The organism is Bordetella sp. (assembly GCF_051960075.1).
Lineage (GTDB): Bacteria > Pseudomonadota > Gammaproteobacteria > Burkholderiales > Burkholderiaceae_B > Bordetella.
In genome coordinates this window covers 1-19,356 of the sequence record NZ_JBQCER010000033.1, presented here as the reverse complement: position 1 = coordinate 19,356, position 19,356 = coordinate 1, and the positions used below count along the sequence as shown (strand labels likewise).

The following is a 19,356-nucleotide window of genomic DNA, read 5'->3' as shown; positions in this document are numbered from 1 at the left end:
CGACGTCGAGCAGGCCGCCGATTTCGTCAAGCAGACGCAATGCGATGCACTGGCGATCGCGATCGGCACCTCGCACGGCGCCTACAAGTTCACCAAAAAACCGACCGGCGACATCCTGTCGATCCAGCGCATCAAGGAAATCCACGCGCGCATCCCCAACACCCACCTGGTGATGCACGGTTCGTCGTCGGTGCCGCAGGAGCTGCTGGCCGAGATCCGCCAGTTCGGCGGCGACATGAAGGAAACCTACGGCGTGCCCGTCGAGGAAATCCAGGAAGGCATCAAGCACGGCGTGCGCAAGATCAACATCGACACCGACATCCGCCTGGCCATGACCGGCGCCATCCGCCGCTTCTTCGCCGAGAACCCCGCCAAGTTCGACCCGCGCGAATACCTCAAGCCCGCCAAGGCCGCCGCCAAGGCGATCTGCGTGGCGCGCTACCAGCAGTTCGGCACCGCCGGCAATGCCAGCAAGATCAAGCCGGTTTCGCTGGTCGACATGGCCGCGAACTACGCCGCCGGCAAGCTGGCGCAGGTCGTTCAGTAAGTCTCGACGGCGGGAGGCTTAAAATCTCCCACGCCCTTTTCGGCCCCGGTTCTTCGAGCCGGGGCCCGTTCTTTCCAGGATAGGCCTTTCCCGTGACCACAGCCCTGCATCAATCCACCATCAAATCCCTGCCCCTGCTGGGCCGCGGCAAAGTGCGCGACATGTACGCGGTGGGCGACGACAAGCTGCTTATCGTCGCCTCTGATCGCATCTCGGCGTTCGACGTGATCCTGGACGACCCGATCCCGGGCAAAGGCCAGGTGCTCACCGAGCTCACCGAGTTCTGGCTCAAGAAGCTGGGGCACATCATCCCCACGCACGTCACCGGCATCAGGCCCGAAGACGTGGTCGCGGCCGACGAGGTCGAGCAGGTGCGCGGCCGCGCCATGGTGGTCAAGCGCCTCAAGCCCGTGCTGGTCGAGGCGGTGGCGCGCGGCTACCTGATCGGGTCGGGCTGGAAGGACTACCAGGACACCGGCGCGGTCTGCGGCATCAAGCTGCCGGCCGGAATGAAGCAGGCAGGCAAGCTGCCCCAGCCCATCTTCACCCCGGCCGCCAAGGCCGAGTTCGGCACGCATGACGAGAACGTCGACTTCGACCATGTGGTCAGGGAAGTCGGCCAGGCCACGGCCGAGAAGATCCGCGACATCCCGCTCAAGCTCTATGCCGAGGCGTCTGCGTTCGCGGCCACCAAGGGCATCATGATCGCCGATACCAAGTTCGAATTCGGCCTGGACGACAAGGGCGAGCTCTACCTGATGGACGAAGTGCTGACGCCCGACTCCTCGCGCTTCTGGCCAGCCGACGGCTACCGCGAAGGCATCAGCCCGCCCTCGTTCGACAAGCAGTTCGTGCGCGACTGGCTCGAAACCCAACCCTGGGACAAAACCCCGCCCGCACCGCGCCTGCCCAAAGACGTGCTGGAAAAGACGGCCGCCAAATATCGCGAAGCGCTGGATCGCCTGACGGCCTGAACGTCGGCGGTGAAAAACGGGCCCGGGATCCAGGCCCGTCTCGCGCTTCATGCCCGGCGCCGTTCAGGCCCGACCAGCATTGCCGCATAGCGCAGGACGAACAGCGCGAAGCTGGCGATCCATAGCGCCGCCGAAACGGACAGCAGCCTGACCGACAGATCGGTCAGGCACGCGGCCAGAACGCGGGTCCCGCTCGCGATGAAGATCAACAGTTAGATCGCCGCGGTCGCGCGGTCGGCGTTGAGCGCGCGCCCGGTATGACCGCGCGTCGCCCGCGTCATGACGCCCAGCACCATGGTGCTCATGGCGCCGACGGTAAAAGCATGGATGGCCGCGGAGGGCGGCACGGCCGGCCCGAGCAGGCTCGCACCCAGCAAGGCGGCGCCGATTGCAAGCCAGGCATAGCCCAGGTGCAGAATGGTCACCATAGGTTCGGCGAGCGTCTTGAGCCCGCGCCAGCGCGCCAATTGCCATAGCACGAGCCCAGCTGCGGCGAGCAAAATGACGCCGACGGGTTTGGCGTCGGGAAAGAACACCCAGCCGAGCAGGCCCGTGTGCAAGCTGGCCAGCGCAACGCGGTCGAGCGCGCCGTGCGGCGGCGGCAGCGAGGCGGCATTGCGCGGGGCGAGCCAGTTGCGCGTAAAAGCGGGGATGATGCGTCCGCCCACGGCCGACACCAGGGCCAGTGCCGCAAGCATGGCAAGGCGCCATCCGAGCCCGGCGGGAATGGCGCGCCCTGCCAGTTCCAGGTACATGAGCAGATTGGCAGCGCCGAGCACCGCAACGGGAATAGGCATCGCCAGGTTGCGCCAGTTGCGCGCGGCAACGAGCTCGCGTGTGGAGACGATACAGATCGCGACGGGAAAGGCCAGGTCGATGGCGGCCGCCAGCCATAGCGGCAGCGCCGCCGAGAACAGGCAGGCGACGCGGCCGATCAGCCACAGGCCGGCCAGCGCGGCCAGTCGGCCGTCGTGCACCGGCGCGCGGCGGGTCCAGTTGGGTATGGCCGTGAGCATGAAACCTGCGATGGCGGCCATGACAACGCCGAACAGCATCTCGTGGATGTGCCAGGACAACGGATCGAAGCGGCTGGGCAGCGCGCCGCCGCTCAGATAAAGATCGATCCAGGCGGCCAGTGCCAGCACGGCCCAGAGCGCGCACGCCAGGAAGAAAGGCCGAAAGCCCCAGGACCACAGCCCGGCAGGGGGTCTCTCGACCGGAAGAATTGTCATCGTCGCCATCGCACCTCTCCGCCGTCGCTATGCGTCAATCTTAGGACGCGGCAAAGCGCGGGACTTTGCGCGAGCGCAAATTGCGCGGGCTGGCCCTAATCCGGCGATTCTTCCGCAATACGTCGCAACTCGGCAGGCTCGCATACCGTCAGGCGGCGATTGCGCGTGATCAGAATGCCTGCCTTTTCCCATCCGGTGAGGATGCGGCTGGCAGTGTGCAGCGTGGTGCCGGAGATGTCGGCGACGTCTTTGCGCCGGAGCGGGAATTCGATCGCGGTGCCGTCCAGGGTGCTCAGACCCGCCTGGCGCGCAAGGCGCAGCACGGCATGCGCCACGCGCCGCTCGGCGCGCTGGGTCGCCAGTTCGCGCACGCGGTTCTGCACCTCTTGCAGGCGTTTGCCGATGATGCGGATGACGTTGATGCCGATCTGCGGGTAGCGGTGGATGAGCGCGAGCAGTTCGTCCTCGCTCCAGCTGGCTTCGAGCGTTTGCGTGAGGGTGACCGCGTCGGCGGGGTAATGACCGTCGACGAAAAGAGGCAGAGTGCCGAACAGTTCTCCGGGCCCGATAAAGCGCAGCACCACCTGGGCGCCGTCGCTGCCCGACTGGTCGATGCGCACGCCGCCCTCGACGACAGCATGGGCGCGCACGCTTTTGTCGCCCTGGCTGAAGATGCGCACTCCCTGGTCCAGGTGCCGCAATCGCGCGTGCGCGGCGATTGTTGCCAGCGCGTCGGCGGGCAGCCCCTGGAAGAGGTCCATCGATGCAAGAAGCTGTGGATCGAGTTCGCCGGCCGTCATGCAGGTATGTTAGCCCGCCGGCGATCGAGACCGAAATCGGTTTGCGCCAGCGCAAACGGGGCGATGCGGCGCGGTGCTAGAGTGATGGCGGACCAAGAACCGATTTCCCGGCACGAGCGAAATGCGCAACGACACTCCCGATATCCGCATCAAGCGGGTCTACGATCCGCCCCTGGATCAAGACGGCGCGCGCGTGCTGGTGGATCGTCTGTGGCCGCGCGGGCTGAGCAAACAGACTGCAGCCTTGACGCTCTGGCTCAAGGAGGTGGCGCCCAGTTCGGAGCTGCGCGGCGAGTTTTGCCACGATCCGCGGCACTGGGAAGAATTTCGCCGCCGCTATTTCGCCGAACTGGCGGGCGGCGACCCGGCCCCGTTGGTCCAGCTTGCGGGGCTGGCGCGGCGTGGCCCATTGACGCTGCTCTATGCCGCTCGCGATACGGAGCACAACAATGCCGTCGTGCTCGCGGCTTATTTATCGGATCACCTCAAGGACATCGAATCATGAACCAAGGCACGCATTCCGCCGCCGATCGCCGGGCCGTGCTCATTGCGCAAATCCAGCGGGAAACCCGCATCGACGAGGACATGATCGAACGTCTCGTGCATGGCTTCTATGCCCGGGTGCGTGAAGACGCAGTCATCGGCCCGATCTTCAACGCGAGGATCAAGAACTGGGGGCCGCACCTGGAGCGCATGTGCGAGTTCTGGTCATCGGTCGCCCTCATGAGCGGACGCTACCACGGCCAACCCATGATCAAGCATTTGCCGCTTCCGATCGACGGCCGGCATTTCGACCGCTGGCTGACGCTATTCGAGGCGACCGCACAAGCGCTGTGCCCGCCCAACGCGGCGGCGCATTTCATCCAGCTCGCCCGGCGGATCGGAGAAAGCCTGGAACTGGGCATCGCTAGCGCCCAGGGCGTGCTGCTGCGCAAGGGCGAGCGCTACCTGGCCGACGGACAGTCGGACGAAGACGTCGCGGGGCGCGAGGAGCGGCCGCTGGACGTGCCCGACACCTTCACGGCCGTGCGCCGCAAGTCGTAAATTCGGTACATCGCGCTTTCGCTCTTCGTTTTTCATGCCTCCCATGTCCCATTCCCTGCCCAATGCGCGCGAGCTTGCGCCGACTCCGCTATGCCAGATGCTCCGCTGCCGCTATCCGCTGATCCTGGCGGGCATGGGCGGGGTGTCCCGCCATGAGCTGGTGATCGCGGTGACCGAGGCGGGCGGATTCGGCTTTCTGGGCATGGTGCGCGAGCCGCTCTCCCTGATACGCAGCGAGGTTGCCAAGGTGCGGCAAGGCACGTACCGCCCGTTCGGCGTCAACCTGATTCCCGCGGGCACCGACCCGCAGCTGCTGAGCCGGCAGATCGACCTGTGCATCGAACTGCGCGTGCCGGTGGTGGGTCTTTTCTGGGACGTGGCGCCCGAGGTGATCGCCAGGCTGCGTGCGGCCGGCATTTTCGTGGTTCATCAGGTGGGCTCGGTGGACGATGCGCTGGCTGCCCAGCAGGCCGGCGTCGATGCGCTGATCGTCCAGGGGGTGGAAGCGGGTGGCCACGTCAGGGGGCGGCAAAAACTCGAAGAATTGCTGGCCAGCGTGCTGCTCGTGGCCCAGGTGCCCGTTGCGGCAGCCGGCGGCATCACCGACGGCCGCGACGTGGCGCGCATCCTGGCGCAGGGCGCACAGGCTGCGGTGCTGGGCACTGCCATGGTCGCGACGGACGAATCGTTCGCCCACGATTATCACAAGCAGCGCCTGGTCCGTGCGCAAGCCTGCGACACCATTCTGACCGAAGACTTCTACATCAACTGGCCGCCCCATGCGGCGGTGCGCGTGCTGGAAAACAGCGTGACGCATCGCGAGCACGGCAGCCCCTGCGACGCAGAGCGTATCGTGATCGGCGACGAGGAAGGCCGTCCGATCTATCTGTTCAGCACCGATTCGCCGCTGCGCTCGATGACAGGCGACTACGAGGCGATGGCGCTGTACGCGGGCATGGGCGTCGGAGGCATTACGGCGGTGGAGCCCGCCGCGCGCCGCATTGCGCGTATCGTGGCCGAGGCGGCCCAGGCGTGCCGCTTGGCCGCCCCGCCGCCGGAACTGAGTTCGCCGGTCTGCTATGCCGGCGAATTCGAACGCGAAGCCAACGAGGCTGTCATCGCGCGGCTGGACGAATTGCTCGAAGCCGAACGCGCCGGTGCGCGCGTGGCGATGGAAACCGCGCGCCAGGCGCAAAGTGCGCCGCTGCGCGATCTGATCGACGCCGTGCATCGCGACGAAGTGAAATGGTGCGTGATGCTGGGTCACGCCATCCGCGAACTCGACGCCGCACCCGGTTCGCGCGCCGGCGCCTTCTACGAAAAGGCCATGGCCATCGCCGATATCCACCAGCGTCTGGTCTTTCTGAATCGCGGGCAGCGATGGGTGGTGAGAAAGCTGCGCGAACTGCTGCCCCTGGTGAACGATCCCGCCATCGAGCAGAACCTGACCGAGATGCTCATCGCACACGAAGCGAACATCGACAAGGTCGACGCCTTGCGCGAAAACGGCGACCCCTCCGCCTCGCGATAACCCTCTGCCGGTCGGCCGAACCACCCCTTCTTGTCATTGTTTGCGGCGCATTCGGTTGCGGCGCTTTCGTTCTGTTACTTATACTCTTAAAGATCAAGAAAAAGAGAAGAGAGACGGAACATGCTGATGGTGTTTCCCTTGTTGACCGGAATCCTGGCGGTTTGCTACGGCATTCTGGGCAGGCGGCCCGCCTGTGTGGTCTTCTGGCTGCTGACGATGGGCTTGTGCGCGGCCTGGGCCATCGGAAATCTCCAGGGCCATCCCATGCCCTTGGCGCTGTAAGGGGAAGGCATGGCTCTGTTCCTGGAAAGCCCCGGACACGGGTCCCGGCAGGTCAACGCGCTGATGTTGTTCCTGGTGTGCGTCGGCCTGATCTTTTCGCTGACTTGGCAAGGCATGACGGCAGACTATGCCTGCCCGCTGTGCACGCTGCAGCGCATGGCGCTGGTCCTGGCCGGCGTGGGTCTCCTGCTCAACGTGCGTCTCGGGCCTTCGCCGTTGCACTACGCCATGACCACGACGGCCGCCCTGAGCGGTATCGCGATCTCCTGCTGGCTGGCCCTGTTGCCCGCCGACGCGAACGCAAGGCTGCTCATGGGTCTGCGCCTGCATAGCTGGGCCTTCGTCATGTTCGGCGTGCTGGTCGTTTTCGCACTGCTGATGCAGACCCTGGATCGCCGCTGGGGCGACAACGCGATCAAGCGCGCCACCTCGCTGCTGGGCACGATAGTAATGGCCTTGTTTCTGGTAGCGGCGCTGGCCAGCACCGCCGGGACCGTCATGGACTGCGGCGTGTCGACTTGCCTGAAGAGTTTGACCGCGACGTTTTGACGAAGCGGCATTTCTGCGGCCGGCGTCTGAAGAACTCGACCGCGCAATCGGTCCCGGGCAAATGCGGTCCGACGTTCTCAAGCCGCCAGCAGATCCCGCCCCTTTAGCCTCTCCAGCACCCGCACAGGCGCCAGCTCCGCATAACTCAGGGCAGTCAACGGCAACTGCCAGGTCTGCTCCAGCATGAACTGCCCACCCATTGCTGCATGCGACACCTGGTCGGAAAAACACACCCAGGTGCTTCCCGGCATGAAATCCACCTGCGCCCAATCGCCGTCCTGCTGATAGCGCGTATCGCGCTTCATCGCGTCGTGCATCTGCAGCATCAGATGGTCGTATTCGGTGCGGCGCTGCTTGGTGATGCCCACGTGATGCATGAGCCCGGCCAGCCAGGGACGCCAGGGTTTGTTCATCGCAGGCAGATAGCGCCGCGCGGCCGTCTCGAAAGGTTCGCCCACGCGCCACGTGCGCGGCTTGCCGTCGGGATTGATGTTGGTGAAAACGCGCAAAATGCGCTCGCCATGCAGCGGGCGCGACGGGAAGGCATCGACGTGCAGCAGCCGGTCGTCCTTGCGCCAGGACGGGTGCCAGGTGCCGATGGCATGCAGGCGCAGACTGGTGGCCGGCCCGTGGCGGGCATCGCGGTAGCCGGGGAACAGCGCGTCGAGCAGGGCGCTGGTCGAATCGAGATAGCGCTGCAGAATGCCCTGCACGCGCTCGCGTGCGGCGCCCGTGGCCACCGTGCCGGCCAGCCCCTTGGGCGTGAGGCTGATGTTCTTGCGTTTGGGGTCGGTGTACTTCGGATCGAGGAGCATGCGCTCCTCGGGCGACAGGGCAAAACCCAGGTGCGGCAAATGCAGAACCCGCCCTTGTTCGAGCGCGCGCAGTGCCTGCGCCGACAGGGCCGCGGCCTCGGGGGCGCGCCAATCTCGCAGGGGCAGTTCGAGGAGAGAATCGGTGGACGGGTCTGTGGCGCTCATGGCGGTTAAAATCCAGGGTTTTCGGCCGGCGGCTCCGCTTTATTCGGCGAACCGCCTTGGCACATCATCTGAACTTTACCCCATGGCCAAGACAGACTCGACCTCCCGCGCAAAACCTGCGAAACCCGCCGCAAAACCCGCAGCCAGATCCAAGGCCGGTGCCAAAATCGTGCCGGCTCCGGTGGTCGGCGTCGTCATGGGTTCGTCCAGCGACTGGGAGGTCATGCAGAACGCCGTGGCCATGCTGCGCGAATTCGGCGTGCCCTGCGAAGCCAAGGTCATCTCGGCCCACCGCATGCCGCAGGACATGGCCGACTACGGCGCGGCCGCGCCGGGCCGGGGTCTGCGCGCCATCATCGCCGGCGCCGGCGGCGCCGCGCATCTGCCCGGCATGATGGCCGCGCTTACCGAGGTGCCGGTGTTCGGCGTGCCGGTGCCTTCAAAATACCTGCGCGGCGAAGATTCGCTGCTGTCCATCGTGCAGATGCCCAAAGGCATCCCCGTCGCGACCTTCGCCATCGGCGAAGCCGGCGCGGCCAATGCCGCCCTGCACGTCATCGCCAACCTGGCCACCACCGACGCGGCCTTGCGCCGCAAGCTGGTGGCCTTTCGCGCGCGCCAGACCGAAGCGGCCCGCGCCATGACACTGCCCGGGGCCTGAGATGTCCGATCTATCATGCGATCCCATCGCGCCCGGCGGCTGGCTGGGCCTGCTCGGCGGCGGCCAGCTGGGCCGCATGTTCTGCCATGCCGCACAAAGCCTGGGCTACAAGGTGGCCGTGCTGGATCCGGCCGCCGACGGCCCCGCGGCCATGGTGGCCGACCGCCATATCCAGGCCGCCTACGACGATGCCGCGGGCCTGGCCGCGCTGGCCGAGCTGTGCCCGGCCGTGACCACCGAGTTCGAGAACGTGCCGGCCGACAGCCTGCGCAAGAAGTCGGCGCGCTGCCGGGTCATCCCGGCCGCCGACGCCGTGGCCATCGTGCAGGACCGCATCGCCGAAAAAAGCTTCATTGCGGGGCAGGGCATCGCGGTGGCGCCGCACGTCGCGGTGCGCGCCGGGAGCGATCTGCGCGATGCGCCCGACGCGCTGTTCCCCGGCATACTCAAAGTGGCCCGCCTGGGCTACGACGGCAAGGGCCAGGCGCGCGTGAAGACCCGTGACGAAGCGCTGGCCGCCTTCGCCGAATTCAATGGCGTTCCCTGCGTGCTGGAAGCGCTGCTGCCGCTGGACTACGAGATTTCCGTGGTGCTGGCGCGCGGCTTCGACGGCAACGATGTGGCTTATCCCGTCTCGCGCAACGTGCATCGCGACGGCATCCTGGCCGTCTCCACCGTGGTCGGCGACACCGACCCGTCGCCCCATCGCGAAGCGGCCACGCAGGCCGCGCGTGCCATCGCCCGGGGCCTGGGCTATCACGGCGTGCTGTGCGTCGAATTCTTCGTGCTGCAGGATGGCCGACTGCTGGTCAACGAGATCGCGCCGCGTCCGCACAATAGCGGCCACTACAGCATCGACGCCTGCGTTACCAGCCAGTTCGAGCAGCAGGCGCGCGTCATGGCCTGTCTGCCTTTGGGCAGCACGCGCGTGGTGGCGCCCTCGGTCATGCTCAACATTCTGGGCGACATCTGGTTTCCGGATGGCGCCGGCACGCCGCGCGAGCCCGACTGGTCCGCCGCGCTGGCGGCATCGGGCAGCGCCAAGCTGCATCTGTACGGCAAGCGCGAGGCGCGACACGGCCGCAAGATGGGCCACGTCACCATCGTCGGACAGACCCTGGAGCAGGCTCGCGCCGACGCTGCCTGCGTAGCCGCGGCGCTGGGCGTGCCTGCGCCGTGAGCGAGCAGGCGATGCACGACAAGGCGCCAGCGCCGCCCGCTCCCTCCGAACGGGAAATCGATTTTGCCGCGCGTTGCCTGGCCGAAGGCCGGCTGGCGGCCTTTCCCACCGAAACCGTCTACGGCCTGGGAGCAGACGCCGAGAACCCGCGGGCAGTGGCGCGCATCTATGCCGCCAAGGGCCGTCCTGCCAACCATCCGGTGATCGTGCACATTGCCCCCGAAGGCGACGTCGAATATTGGGCCGCGCAGGTGCCGCCCGAAGCGCGCCTGCTCATGCAGGCCTTCTGGCCCGGGCCCCTGACGCTAATCCTCAAGCGCGCGCCGCATATTCCCGACGCTGTCAGCGGCGGACAGGACAGCATCGGCCTGCGCTGCCCTTCGCATCCCGTGGCGCAGGATCTGCTGCGCGCATTTGCGGCGCTCAAGCCCTCCGGGCAGGGGGGCGTGGCTGCGCCTTCCGCCAACAAGTTCGGCCAGGTCTCGCCGACACTGGCCGAGCACGTGCGCGGGGAGTTTCCCGATGAAGTCGCGCAGGGCATGCCCGTGCTCGACGGCGGCGCGGCCGAGGTCGGCATCGAGTCCACCATCGTCGATCTATCGCGACTGGATCAGGGCGCGGGCGCCGTGCTGCTGCGTCCGGGCCACATCGGCGCTGCGCAGATCGCAGCGGTGCTGGGCCAGCCGGTGCATCGCCCCGACGCGGCCGCGCCGCGCGCATCGGGCACGCTCAAGGCGCATTACGCACCGCATACGCCGCTGGCGCTGATCGACGACGCGCGTCTGGCCCAGGTCGTGCGCGGCGCAGACCTGCCCGAAGGGCGCTGCGTGCTGGTGAGCTATGCCGCGTTGCCGGCGCTGCCGGCGGGTCTGGCCGCGCGGCTGCAGGTGCGCAGTGTGCCGGCCGACCCGGCGCGCTATGCGCAGGCGCTCTATGCCACCTTGCGCGAACTCGACCATGGCGGCTATGTCCGTCTGCTGGTGCAGGCGCCGCCGCGCACGGCCGACTGGGACGCGGTCAACGACCGCATCGGCCGCGCCGCCGCGGCATTCGCGCTGGATACCCGCGGGCTCTGACCCTGTGCCGCGATGACGGCCGCGGGGCAGGGTGCCGGGGCGTCGCTACGCGCGTGCGCGCAAGGCCGCGAACACCACGCCGGCGATCGTCAGAAGCCCCCCGAGCAAGGTCGCAAGCCCGGGCCGTTCTCCGGTGAGCGCCATCGAGAATGCCGTTGCCGCCGCCGGCGTCAGATAAAGGAAATTGGCTGCGCGCGCCGCACCGAAATAATCGAGCGTGACCGTCCACATCGCATAGCCGAGCGCCGCGGGAAAAATGCCCAGCATCAGCACTGCCGTCCAGACGCTGGCCGGTGCGTTGGCCAGCGCACCGAGCGCGCTGGGCAGCCAGGGCAGGAACAGCAACGCGCCCGCCAGCAAGGTGTATCCGGTGCAAGCCAGGGCGCCGTAAGCGGGAATCAGCCGCCGCTGCAGCACGAAAAAACCCGCCGTCGATAGCGCCGCGCCAAGAATCAGCGTGCTGCCCGAGCCCAGAGCCAGGCCGCCGGGCTGGCCGTGCGCGATCACCGCGATGCCGGCCATGCTGAGGAGCGACCCCAGCCAGCCCCAGCGGTTGAAGCGTTCGCCCAGAAAGACGAAAGCCAGCAGCGCGGTGAAGATCGGCATGGTCCCGGCGATGAAGCTTGCCGCGCCGGGCGCCACAGTTTGTTCGCCGGTATTGAGCAGCGCGTTGTACAGCACGATGCCCAGAAATGCGCACAACACGAAGCGCAAGGCGTCGCGGCCGCTCGGCAGGCGCGGCCGGCGCCACGCGAACCAGCCCAGCACCAGCACGGCGGCGGTGGCGAAGCGCGCCGATGCAAGCTGCATCGGCGTCAGACCATGCAGGCCGATCTGGATGAAAGGGAATGCGCTGGCCCACGACAGGATCGTCATGGCCGCGGCACCCGCCGCCAGCAGCGGCCGGCGCGCGTCGTGCGCCGGAATCGAGGAAAGGGTGTTCATGTCGTGATGAGATCGCGTGGCGCAATGATAATCTAGCCGCCATCGACCATCCGGAGCCGCATGATGACGCTTTATCCGCAGATGCTGCGCAACCGTCCGATCATGGCGGCCGCGTTCGCGGTCGGCGTATTGTGCGCGGCATTGCTGCCGTTTCCGGCCAAGCCGGTATTGCGCGTGCTGATCGCTTGGGATTGCATGGTCTGGCTATATCTTGCATTGATCTGGGTGCGCATGATCACCGCGCATCATCACAAGGTGCAGGCGTTCGCGGTCCGCGAAGACGCGAGCGCGACCACGGTGCTGACGGTCGTCTGTCTCGCCACGGTCGCAAGCGTTGCCGCCATTGCTTTCGAGCTTGCAACCGCCAAGGGCATCGGCCTGCGCGCCGGACTCGGCCACTACACGGTGACGGCCGCAACAATGTTCGGCGCGTGGTTCCTGATCCCGACCATCTTCACGCGGCATTACGCACGGCTCTACTATCGTTCGCCCGCCGAGAATCGCGCACTGCGCTTTCCCGATCGCGAACTCGAGCCCAACTACTGGGATTTCCTCTACTTTTCCTTCACGCTCGCGGTCGCATCGCAGACAGCCGATGTGTCGCTCGCGAGCCGTTCGGCGCGGCGCGCGGTGCTGGCGCAATCGCTGCTGTCGTTCTACTTCAATCTGGCCGTGCTGGGGCTGGCGATCAACGTGGCGGCCGGCTTGCTGGGCTGAGCGGATTTTGCGTCGCCTCGGGCGCGGGGCCAAGATAGCGTCCGCGTGGTCGTATCAGCTGATCCGTGGCGAGCTGCTCCAGGCCATGCGCCAGCAGCCCGACGCTGCGGGCCGGCGCGAACAGACTGAAAGCGGCGTCGGCCGGCAGCTTGTGGTGTGCAACCATCGACGCCAGCGCCGTGTCGATATTGGGCTGCTGGCCGGTTAGCCGGATCACCTTTTCGATGAAGCGCGCGATGACCGGCGGAGGTTCGCACAGCGCCAGCAGGGCGGCTGCGCGAGGGTCGCCGTCCGGATAGATGGGATGCCCGAAACCTGCGATGGGCAGACCGGCCGAGAGGTATTGACCGATCACCTGATCGTCGCCCAGCCGCCTCACCTCACCGAACAACGTTTGCACACGGCCCGAGGCGTCGCCGTGCGACGGGCCGGAGAGCGTGCTCAAGCCGGCGAGCAGGCAGGCCGGCAGCGATGCGCCGGTCGAGGCCGCGATGCGCGTGGCGAAGGCCGAGCTTGTCAGTTCGTGATCGGCCAGCAGCACCATGGCCGCGCGGATCAGCTCGGCGACCGCGGCGGATTGCTTCCATGCCTTGGCAAAACGCAGATGCAGCGGCTGTTTGCCCGGCGCCGCGCCGAGCGCGTTCGCCAGCATGCCCACCAGTCCCTGGCTTTCGGTTTGCAGCACATGCTTGAGGCGTCCGCGCGTGGAATGGGCGGTGGCAGCCAGAGACGCCAGGGCGGTGAACGCCGCGTTGCGGCCCGGTGCCTGGGCATGCCCTGCGCGGACGGGCGAGGAAAAGTCGGCAGGTTGGTATGCGTCCCATAGCAGCTGGGCGGCCTCTTCCAGTGTGGCCGAGCGCGCCAGATCGATGGCGTCACGGCCCCGGTAATACAGGCGTCCGCGGAAAAAAGTCGTCAACGACGTAGGAATACTGGGTTGTGCGCCGAACAGCGTGTCCTGCGCCACCGTTTCGCGCCGGCGTCCCGTTTGTTTGCGTTTCGCCAGGCCCATCAGGTCTTCTGCGCGATACAGGCTGCGGCGCCGGTTGTCCGGATCGGGCATCACCTCCAGTTTGCCGCGGCTGACATAGGCGTAAATGGTCTGTGGCTGCACGCCGAGACGCTGACACGCCTCGCTCATTGAAATCCAGGAAGCCATATTCGATGCATGGTGATGGAAGGAAGAAATTATATATTGATTTTCTAAGTCAAGATTTACTACATAATCAATATATTGATAGCATGAATTCCATCCTGAAAAGATCCATGGAAGATCATGAAACCCCAAGTCCTGCAGCTCAACCCTATCCTGATTCCGGCGGCCAACGAACGGCTTGCCTCGCTCTACGAGGTTCACCGGTTTTATGAGATCGCCGATCAGGCGGGATGGCTGCGCGAACACGGCGCCGATATGCAGGCGGTCATCACCGGCGGCCATACGGGCATCTCGCGCGCCATGCTGGAACAGTTGCCTGCGCTCAAGGTGGTCGCGATCAACGGCGTAGGCACCGACGCCGTCGATCTGTCCTATTGCCGCGAGCGCGGCCTGCCGGTCACCGCAACGCTGGGCGCGCTCACGGAAGACGTGGCGGACCTGGCCATCGGTCTGCTGATCGCTGCCTGCCGCAATCTGTGCGCCGTCGATCGTTTCGTGCGCGACGGGCAATGGGAGCAGCATCCGCAGCCGGGTGCGCTACCGCTGGCGCGCCGCTTCAGTGGCATGTGCCTGGGCATCGTCGGCATGGGGCGGGTTGGGCGCGCAGTGGCGCAGCGCGCGTCGGCCTTCGGCTGCCCGGTTCTCTACACCGACCTGCGCGCCATGGACGGTGTGCCGCACCGCTTCGTGCCCGATCTGATCGAGCTGGCGCGCGAATCCGACGCGCTGGTGCTGTGCGCGTCGGCGGACAAGGCCGAAGGCATTGTCGACGCCGCAGTGCTGGAGGCGCTCGGCCCGCACGGCTTTCTGATCAATGTGGCGCGCGGCCGGCTGGTCAACGAAGACGACCTGGTGGCGGCGCTGTCCTGCGGTCGCATCGCCGGTGCGGGGCTCGATGTGTTCGTCGACGAGCCGCGTGTGCCGCCTGCGCTGCGTCAGTCCGAGCGCGCCACGCTGCAGGCGCATCGCGCCAGCGCCACCTGGGAGACTCGTGCCGCCATGGCCGACATGGTGCTGGAAAGCGTCGCCCAGGCGTTGGCGGGCGCGCGTCCGGCCGCGAGCCTGACGACCTGAACGCGAACGCGTGCGACGCCTTCGGCGTCGTTTTTCATACTTACAACAAACCCAAGGAGACACATCTTGTTCAAGCCATCTTTGCTTTCTCATCGAATCAAGCGCGCTCCGCTGCGCGCCGGCATGGCGCTGGCGCTGAGCCTGGCGGCGATCGCCGGCATGCCGGCGGCGGCAGCGCAGCGCTTTCCCACGCATGCCGTGACGCTGGTCGTGCCGTTTCCGCCCGGCGGCGGCACCGATACCGGCGCGCGCTTGTTGGCTCAGGAGCTGGGCAAGCGCTGGGGGCAGTCCGTCATCGTGGAAAACAAGGGCGGCGCGGCTGGGCTGATCGGCGCGAACTTTGTTGCCCAGGCCAAGCCTGACGGCTATACGCTGTTGCTGGGCAATATCGGCACGCAGTCGATCAATCCGTCGCTCTATACGAAGATGCCGTACGACCCCGACAAGGCATTCGCACCCGTCTCGTTATTGGCCGAGTTGCCGCTGGCGGTGATGATCAATCCGGCCAAGCCGCCTCAGGTCAAGACCATCGGCGACTTCATCCGCTACGCCAAGGCGCATCAAGGCCAGCTCAGTTACGGCAGCTCGGGCGCGGGTGGCGGCCCTCACCTGGCCACCGAGATGTTCAAGGATCAGGCCGGGCTTAAGATCCAGCACATCCCTTATCGCGGCGGCGGTCCGGCGATTTCCGCATTGCTTGCGGGCGATGTGCAGCTGACCATGATGACGGTACTCGAGGCTTCAGGCCACATCAAGGCCGGCGATATGCGCGCGCTGGCGGTCACCGGTTCGCGGCGCGTGGCCGCGCTGCCCGATGTGCCCACGCTTTCCGAGAGCGTTCTGCCAGGCTTCAATTCCATTTCCTGGATAGGTCTGCTTGCGCCCGCCGGCACGCCGTCCGCCATTGTCAACAAAATCTCCGCCGACATGCGCGCCATCGTCGCGGACAAGGACTTTGCCGCGCACATCGCGACCTTGGGCGGCGTGCCGCACGCCGACACGCCGCAGGAGTTCGCCAAGATGATCGCCGATGACCGCAGCCGTTATGCGCGGATCATCCGCAGTCACCATATCAAGGTCGAGTGACTGCGGCCGCAAGCGGCATCATGGCGAGCGGGCCGGTCTTTGCCGCGCCCGCGGTCGCATCCTTTTTTGCTTCAGTCCAGACATGAGTGCCGTTTGAACGATGCCACGCCTCGCGGCAGGATCGCTTTTATCACCGGAGCCGCTGCAGTCTCCCGCAGCCCAGGCCGCCGAGCCCTGCCCGCTGCACCGGCGGCCTGGGCTCGGCGCTGCATTGCGCTATGTGGCCAGCGCCCGAGCCAGAACGTCGAAGACCCGCTCGTCGGTCGATTGCGCCACGTTGAAGCGCAGAAAATCGCCGGCGCTCAAAGACTGGCTGAATGCGTTGCCGGGCGCGAGCACGACGCCCTCTTTCAAGCACAGGCGCGATAGGGTGGAGGCGTCTTTGCCCTGTGGCAGACGGCACCAGAGAAACATGCCCGCCTGGGGCGCGAGCCAGGGTCGGATGCCCATCGCTTGCAGCCTCGGGATGGTTTTTTCCCGTTGCTGCGCCAGGCGCAGCCGCACGGTTTCCATGTGCTTGCGGTAGCCGCTGTCGGTCAGCGCGGCCAGAACGATGTCGGCAGCCAGCCGTCCGCCGCCGAAGGTGGTCGCGATCTTCAGGTCGACCAGGCTCTCGATCCAGTCCGGCCGCGCCGCGATATGACCGCAACGCAGGGCGGCCGATATTGTCTTGGAAAAACTGCCGATCTGGATCACTCGCGACAGGCCGTCGAAGGCCGCGAGCCGGGGCGCGGGCGTAGTCTCGAAATCGGCAAAGATATCGTCTTCGACGATCACCAGATTCGAGTTCTCGGCAAGTTTCAGGATCCGATGCGCGATGACGGGCGACAGGGTGGCGCCGGTGGGATTGTGGATACCCGAATTGGTGATGTAGAGGCGCGGCGCGTGCGCCTGAAGCGCGGCGCCGAACAGTTCCACATCGGGCCCGTTGGGGGTGTAGGGCACACCCACGGCCTTCACGCGATGCGCCTTGAGCAGCGCGTGGAAATTGAAATAGCAGGGGTCGTCCACCAGCACGGTATCGCCCGGCTCCAGCAGGAAGCGGCAGATCAGGTCTATCGCCTGCGTGCCCGAGTCGGTGAGCAGGATGTGCTCGGGGGCCGCCTCGATGCCGTTGGCCAACATTCTGCGGGAAAGCAGCTGGCGCAGCGCGGGATGGCCCAGCGGCGTGGCGTACTCGACCAGATCTGTCGCGCCGGACCGCGCCAGCGCCCGCAGCGCGCGGCGCACGCCCGTTTCGTACAACCATGAGGCAGGCATCCAGCCGCATCCCGGTTTGAGGACGGCGGCATCCGCCTCCAGCGATTGGCGCGAGATCCAGAGCGGATCGACTTCGCGGTCGAGCTTGGGGCCGATCTGCGCCAGCGCGAGCGGCGCGGCGGGGCCCGCGACGTAAAACCCTGCGCCCGGACGCGCGGCGATGACCCCCGCCGCGACCAGCCGCTCATAGGCCTCCACCACGGTCGAAACCGAGAGCCGCATGGCCTGCGCCTGCGCTCGCACGGAAGGCAGGCGCGCGCCCGGCATGTAAATGCGAGAAGCGATGCGGGACTGGACCTCTGCCATGACCGCGCTGATACGCGTGCTGTTTTGCTTCATTTTTACCAACCGTATTGGTTATTTATGCATAACAGTTATTTTTTATTGTATTGGTTTGTGCCTGGCGCAGCCACCACCGCCGAGGTCTACTGGCAACCTATCGACTAGGGGTCTGACATGGAAAAAGCGACAAAAGGCTGGATCAGCGGCTTCATCGGCGTGGCGATATTCGCGGGCTCGCTGCCGGCCACCCGCCTTGCGGTCGCGGGGTTCAACCCGACCTTCCTGACCTGCGCGCGGGCCATCATTGCCGCCTTGCTGGGCTTGCTGCTTTTGCTGGCGCTCAAGCAGCCCCGGCCCAAGCCGGCCGACCTGCCTTCGCTCGCACTCTCGGCGCTGGGCTGCGTGGTGGGCTTTCCGCTGCTCACGGCGCTGGCCCTGCAGCACATCACGGCGGCGCACTCGATCGTATTCGTGGGAATACTGCCGCTCTGCACGGCGGTCTTTGCCGTGCTGCGCGGCGGGGAGCGGCCGCGCCCGCTGTTCTGGCTGTTCTCGATACTCGGCGCCGCCTTCGTCGCGGGCTATGCCGCCACGGGCAGCGGCAGTGCGTCGCTGCGAGGCGATCTGCTGATGCTGGCCGCCGTCGTCGTGTGCGGCATGGGGTATGCCGAGGGCGCGCGCCTTTCCCGCGCCTTGGGCGGCTGGCAGGTCATCAGCTGGTCGCTGGTCCTGTCGCTGCCCGTCATGCTGTTGCTGGCGCTGCTGACCTGGCCCGTTTCCTTCCAGCACGTGAGCGAGTCGGCGTGGATCGGCCTGGCCTACGTGTCGCTCTTCAGCATGCTGATCGGCTTCGTGTTCTGGTATCACGGCCTGGCCCAAGGCGGCATCGCGGCGGTGGGGCAGCTGCAGCTGCTTCAGCCCTTCATGGGCTTCGGCCTTGCCGCGCTGATCCTGCACGAACAGGTGAACTGGGCGATGCTGCTGGTGACGCTGGGCGCGGTGGCCTGCGTCGCGGGAGCGAAGAAGTACGCCCGATGACCGTTCGAGGCGTTCGCTGGAAGCCCCGCGCAGCGGCGGGCTGAGGTCAGCGGCTGTGACAGCCCCGCAAGGCGCCAGTCGCCTGCACGGCCGTGCGGGGGCGAGAGATCAAATATTCAGACCGCGACCGCGAGGCCGACGACAGTGCGCTGCCGCCCCTGGCGCAAGACGAAGGTGTTTTGCGCACCGATGGCGAAGATAAGGCCGGCTCTCGTCACGAAGCCGGCAACCCCCGCAGTTGGAAGCATTTACCGCTTTTCGTAGCGGATCAACAGGGCGTCGCCGTCGGCGCCCGTGGCGGCTTTCCACGCATCCAGCGAGTCCGACGAGGCTGCCTTGAGCGCCTTTTTCACGGATGACGGCACGCGCATGTCGATCTTTACGCCGTTTTTGCGCATATTGGCGTAGTTTTCCTTTAGCCGGCCTTGTATGCGCGCCCATTGCGCGTCTTCGGTCAGCGCCGCCGCCTGGTCGATGGCGTTGCGGTCAGCCGCATCCAGCGCGTTGTAGGCATCGAGGTTCATGGTCGCGATCGAGATCGGCATGGCGTAGTTGATCTCGGCGAAGCAGGGCAGGTAGTTCCACAGCTTGCGGCCTGCGCCGCCGTCGCCCGAGGACAGCACGGCATTGACCTCGCCAGAGGCGATGCGCGGCATGACTTCGGAGAACGAGAGATTCATGGCCTTGGCGCCGGCCTTTTCCATGACCCGCTGCGACGTGCCGTCGTAAGTGCGCACGGTGAGCGAGCGCAGGTCAGCCACGGTCTTGATGGGCTGCTTGGACCAGATACCCGACGCGGGCCAGGGCGTCGTGTAGAGCAGCTTCTGGCCGTGTTCGGCCAGAATTTTTTCGTAGGCCGGGCGCGAGGCTTCGGTCAGGGCTTCGGCCTTGTGCAGCGAGTCGGCCAGGAAGGGCAGGGAAGAGACGCCGAAGATGGGGTAG

At 66.5% G+C, this 19,356-nt stretch carries 20 protein-coding genes and 1 pseudogene; 14 read left to right on the top strand and 7 right to left on the bottom strand.

The annotated features are described in order from the left end of the window. Both ACTHJ1_RS04480 and ACTHJ1_RS04475 read left to right on the top strand, forming a co-directional pair. The coding region (locus ACTHJ1_RS04480; RefSeq protein ID WP_440188300.1) for a class II fructose-bisphosphate aldolase at nucleotides 1-547 on the top strand (547 nt) is incomplete at its 5' end. A gap of 92 nt (nucleotides 548-639) precedes the next feature. Continuing rightward, the gene (locus ACTHJ1_RS04475) at nucleotides 640-1,521 is read left to right on the top strand and encodes a phosphoribosylaminoimidazolesuccinocarboxamide synthase (protein WP_440188297.1); all 882 of its coding nucleotides are present in this window, start codon (nucleotides 640-642) and stop codon (nucleotides 1,519-1,521) included. Between the two features lie 47 nt (nucleotides 1,522-1,568). Here the strand turns inward: ACTHJ1_RS04475 and ACTHJ1_RS04470 are convergent. Together ACTHJ1_RS04470 and ACTHJ1_RS04465 are read right to left on the bottom strand one after the other, a co-directional pair. Continuing rightward, nucleotides 1,569-2,753, bottom strand: a pseudogene (locus ACTHJ1_RS04470) (NnrS family protein). Between the two features lie 95 nt (nucleotides 2,754-2,848). Next, complete coding sequence (locus ACTHJ1_RS04465) at nucleotides 2,849-3,553, bottom strand: Crp/Fnr family transcriptional regulator (RefSeq protein ID WP_440188294.1); 705 nt, start codon at nucleotides 3,551-3,553, stop codon at nucleotides 2,849-2,851. Nucleotides 3,554-3,674: 121 nt separating this feature from the next. Here ACTHJ1_RS04465 and ACTHJ1_RS04460 point away from each other — a divergent pair, with 121 nt between their 5' ends. The 5 genes from ACTHJ1_RS04460 to ACTHJ1_RS04440 all read left to right on the top strand — a co-directional run bounded on the left by ACTHJ1_RS04460 (nucleotide 3,675) and on the right by ACTHJ1_RS04440 (nucleotide 6,959). Beyond that, entirely contained in the window at nucleotides 3,675-4,058 is a 384-nt protein-coding gene (locus ACTHJ1_RS04460; protein ID WP_440188291.1) for a DUF488 domain-containing protein, read from the top strand. Then, nucleotides 4,055-4,597 carry a group III truncated hemoglobin gene (locus tag ACTHJ1_RS04455; RefSeq protein ID WP_440188288.1) on the top strand — a complete coding sequence of 181 codons (543 nt, stop codon included), beginning with the start codon at nucleotides 4,055-4,057 and terminating at the stop codon, nucleotides 4,595-4,597. The genes ACTHJ1_RS04460 and ACTHJ1_RS04455 overlap by 4 nt, the downstream gene beginning before the upstream one ends. A gap of 43 nt (nucleotides 4,598-4,640) precedes the next feature. After that, on the top strand, nucleotides 4,641-6,128 hold the full coding sequence (locus tag ACTHJ1_RS04450; RefSeq protein WP_440188285.1) for a nitronate monooxygenase: 1,488 nt from the start codon (nucleotides 4,641-4,643) through the stop codon (nucleotides 6,126-6,128). 120 nt (nucleotides 6,129-6,248) lie between these two features. After that, on the top strand, nucleotides 6,249-6,410 hold the full coding sequence (locus tag ACTHJ1_RS04445; RefSeq protein ID WP_440188282.1) for a DUF5993 family protein: 162 nt from the start codon (nucleotides 6,249-6,251) through the stop codon (nucleotides 6,408-6,410). Nucleotides 6,411-6,419: 9 nt separating this feature from the next. Beyond that, nucleotides 6,420-6,959, top strand: coding sequence for a disulfide bond formation protein B (locus ACTHJ1_RS04440; protein ID WP_440188279.1), 540 nt, complete (start codon nucleotides 6,420-6,422; stop codon nucleotides 6,957-6,959). A 77-nt stretch (nucleotides 6,960-7,036) separates the two neighbouring features. Here the strand turns inward: ACTHJ1_RS04440 and ACTHJ1_RS04435 are convergent, their stop codons facing one another. Further along, nucleotides 7,037-7,939 (bottom strand): Kdo hydroxylase family protein, encoded by a 903-nt coding sequence (locus ACTHJ1_RS04435; protein WP_440188276.1) that lies wholly within the window; start codon nucleotides 7,937-7,939, stop codon nucleotides 7,037-7,039. A 196-nt stretch (nucleotides 7,940-8,135) separates the two neighbouring features. Here ACTHJ1_RS04435 and purE point away from each other — a divergent pair, with 196 nt between their 5' ends. From purE to ACTHJ1_RS04420, 3 genes are read left to right on the top strand one after another with little or no spacing between them, the layout of a single operon-like run. After that, a complete protein-coding gene (purE, locus tag ACTHJ1_RS04430) occupies nucleotides 8,136-8,600 on the top strand; it encodes a 5-(carboxyamino)imidazole ribonucleotide mutase (protein WP_440188312.1) in 465 nt (154 codons plus the stop codon). A gap of 1 nt (nucleotide 8,601) precedes the next feature. Further along, a complete protein-coding gene (locus ACTHJ1_RS04425; protein ID WP_440188273.1) occupies nucleotides 8,602-9,780 on the top strand; it encodes a 5-(carboxyamino)imidazole ribonucleotide synthase in 1,179 nt (392 codons plus the stop codon). 11 nt (nucleotides 9,781-9,791) lie between these two features. Next, entirely contained in the window at nucleotides 9,792-10,856 is a 1,065-nt protein-coding gene (locus tag ACTHJ1_RS04420) for an L-threonylcarbamoyladenylate synthase (protein WP_440188309.1), read from the top strand. Nucleotides 10,857-10,901: 45 nt separating this feature from the next. Here ACTHJ1_RS04420 and ACTHJ1_RS04415 read toward each other — a convergent pair whose 3' ends face one another. Then, a complete protein-coding gene (locus ACTHJ1_RS04415; RefSeq protein WP_440188270.1) occupies nucleotides 10,902-11,801 on the bottom strand; it encodes a DMT family transporter in 900 nt (299 codons plus the stop codon). 63 nt (nucleotides 11,802-11,864) lie between these two features. Here ACTHJ1_RS04415 and ACTHJ1_RS04410 point away from each other — a divergent pair, with 63 nt between their 5' ends. Beyond that, nucleotides 11,865-12,518 (top strand): DUF1345 domain-containing protein, encoded by a 654-nt coding sequence (locus ACTHJ1_RS04410; RefSeq protein WP_440188306.1) that lies wholly within the window; start codon nucleotides 11,865-11,867, stop codon nucleotides 12,516-12,518. Here the strand turns inward: ACTHJ1_RS04410 and ACTHJ1_RS04405 are convergent. Next, nucleotides 12,490-13,659 carry a citrate/2-methylcitrate synthase gene (locus ACTHJ1_RS04405; protein WP_440188267.1) on the bottom strand — a complete coding sequence of 390 codons (1,170 nt, stop codon included), beginning with the start codon at nucleotides 13,657-13,659 and terminating at the stop codon, nucleotides 12,490-12,492. The genes ACTHJ1_RS04410 and ACTHJ1_RS04405 overlap by 29 nt on opposite strands. 135 nt (nucleotides 13,660-13,794) lie before the next feature. On the opposite strand from ACTHJ1_RS04405, the gene ACTHJ1_RS04400 reads away from it, so the two are divergent. Then, a complete protein-coding gene (locus tag ACTHJ1_RS04400) occupies nucleotides 13,795-14,748 on the top strand; it encodes a 2-hydroxyacid dehydrogenase (protein ID WP_440188264.1) in 954 nt (317 codons plus the stop codon). A gap of 123 nt (nucleotides 14,749-14,871) precedes the next feature. Beyond that, nucleotides 14,872-15,834 (top strand): Bug family tripartite tricarboxylate transporter substrate binding protein, encoded by a 963-nt coding sequence (locus ACTHJ1_RS04395; protein ID WP_440188303.1) that lies wholly within the window; start codon nucleotides 14,872-14,874, stop codon nucleotides 15,832-15,834. 216 nt (nucleotides 15,835-16,050) lie between these two features. Here ACTHJ1_RS04395 and ACTHJ1_RS04390 read toward each other — a convergent pair whose 3' ends face one another. Next, a complete protein-coding gene (locus ACTHJ1_RS04390; protein ID WP_440188261.1) occupies nucleotides 16,051-17,433 on the bottom strand; it encodes a PLP-dependent aminotransferase family protein in 1,383 nt (460 codons plus the stop codon). A gap of 117 nt (nucleotides 17,434-17,550) precedes the next feature. Here ACTHJ1_RS04390 and ACTHJ1_RS04385 point away from each other — a divergent pair, with 117 nt between their 5' ends. Further along, nucleotides 17,551-18,414 (top strand): DMT family transporter, encoded by an 864-nt coding sequence (locus ACTHJ1_RS04385; protein ID WP_440188258.1) that lies wholly within the window; start codon nucleotides 17,551-17,553, stop codon nucleotides 18,412-18,414. Nucleotides 18,415-18,662: 248 nt separating this feature from the next. On the opposite strand, the gene ACTHJ1_RS04380 is transcribed toward ACTHJ1_RS04385, so the two are convergent. Then, nucleotides 18,663-19,356, bottom strand: a 694-nt coding sequence (locus ACTHJ1_RS04380; RefSeq protein ID WP_440188255.1) for a TRAP transporter substrate-binding protein, incomplete at its 5' end; no start/stop codon positions are given.

Bases quoted from the DNA above. Each gene is read 5' to 3' on its own strand.
- ACTHJ1_RS04465 (WP_440188294.1), bottom strand. From the start codon at position 3,553: ATGACGGCCGGCGAACTCGATCCACAGCTTCTTGCATCGATGGACCTC.
- ACTHJ1_RS04460 (WP_440188291.1), top strand. From the start codon at position 3,675: ATGCGCAACGACACTCCCGATATCCGCATCAAGCGGGTCTACGATCCG.
- ACTHJ1_RS04455 (WP_440188288.1), top strand. From the start codon at position 4,055: ATGAACCAAGGCACGCATTCCGCCGCCGATCGCCGGGCCGTGCTCATT.
- ACTHJ1_RS04450 (WP_440188285.1), top strand. From the start codon at position 4,641: ATGTCCCATTCCCTGCCCAATGCGCGCGAGCTTGCGCCGACTCCGCTA.
- ACTHJ1_RS04445 (WP_440188282.1), top strand. From the start codon at position 6,249: ATGCTGATGGTGTTTCCCTTGTTGACCGGAATCCTGGCGGTTTGCTAC.
- ACTHJ1_RS04440 (WP_440188279.1), top strand. From the start codon at position 6,420: ATGGCTCTGTTCCTGGAAAGCCCCGGACACGGGTCCCGGCAGGTCAAC.
- ACTHJ1_RS04435 (WP_440188276.1), bottom strand. From the start codon at position 7,939: ATGAGCGCCACAGACCCGTCCACCGATTCTCTCCTCGAACTGCCCCTG.
- purE (WP_440188312.1), top strand. From the start codon at position 8,136: ATGGGTTCGTCCAGCGACTGGGAGGTCATGCAGAACGCCGTGGCCATG.
- ACTHJ1_RS04425 (WP_440188273.1), top strand. From the start codon at position 8,602: ATGTCCGATCTATCATGCGATCCCATCGCGCCCGGCGGCTGGCTGGGC.
- ACTHJ1_RS04420 (WP_440188309.1), top strand. From the start codon at position 9,792: ATGCACGACAAGGCGCCAGCGCCGCCCGCTCCCTCCGAACGGGAAATC.
- ACTHJ1_RS04415 (WP_440188270.1), bottom strand. From the start codon at position 11,801: ATGAACACCCTTTCCTCGATTCCGGCGCACGACGCGCGCCGGCCGCTG.
- ACTHJ1_RS04410 (WP_440188306.1), top strand. From the start codon at position 11,865: ATGACGCTTTATCCGCAGATGCTGCGCAACCGTCCGATCATGGCGGCC.
- ACTHJ1_RS04405 (WP_440188267.1), bottom strand. From the start codon at position 13,659: ATGAGCGAGGCGTGTCAGCGTCTCGGCGTGCAGCCACAGACCATTTAC.
- ACTHJ1_RS04400 (WP_440188264.1), top strand. From the start codon at position 13,795: ATGAAACCCCAAGTCCTGCAGCTCAACCCTATCCTGATTCCGGCGGCC.
- ACTHJ1_RS04395 (WP_440188303.1), top strand. From the start codon at position 14,872: ATGGCGCTGGCGCTGAGCCTGGCGGCGATCGCCGGCATGCCGGCGGCG.
- ACTHJ1_RS04390 (WP_440188261.1), bottom strand. From the start codon at position 17,433: ATGAAGCAAAACAGCACGCGTATCAGCGCGGTCATGGCAGAGGTCCAG.
- ACTHJ1_RS04385 (WP_440188258.1), top strand. From the start codon at position 17,551: ATGGAAAAAGCGACAAAAGGCTGGATCAGCGGCTTCATCGGCGTGGCG.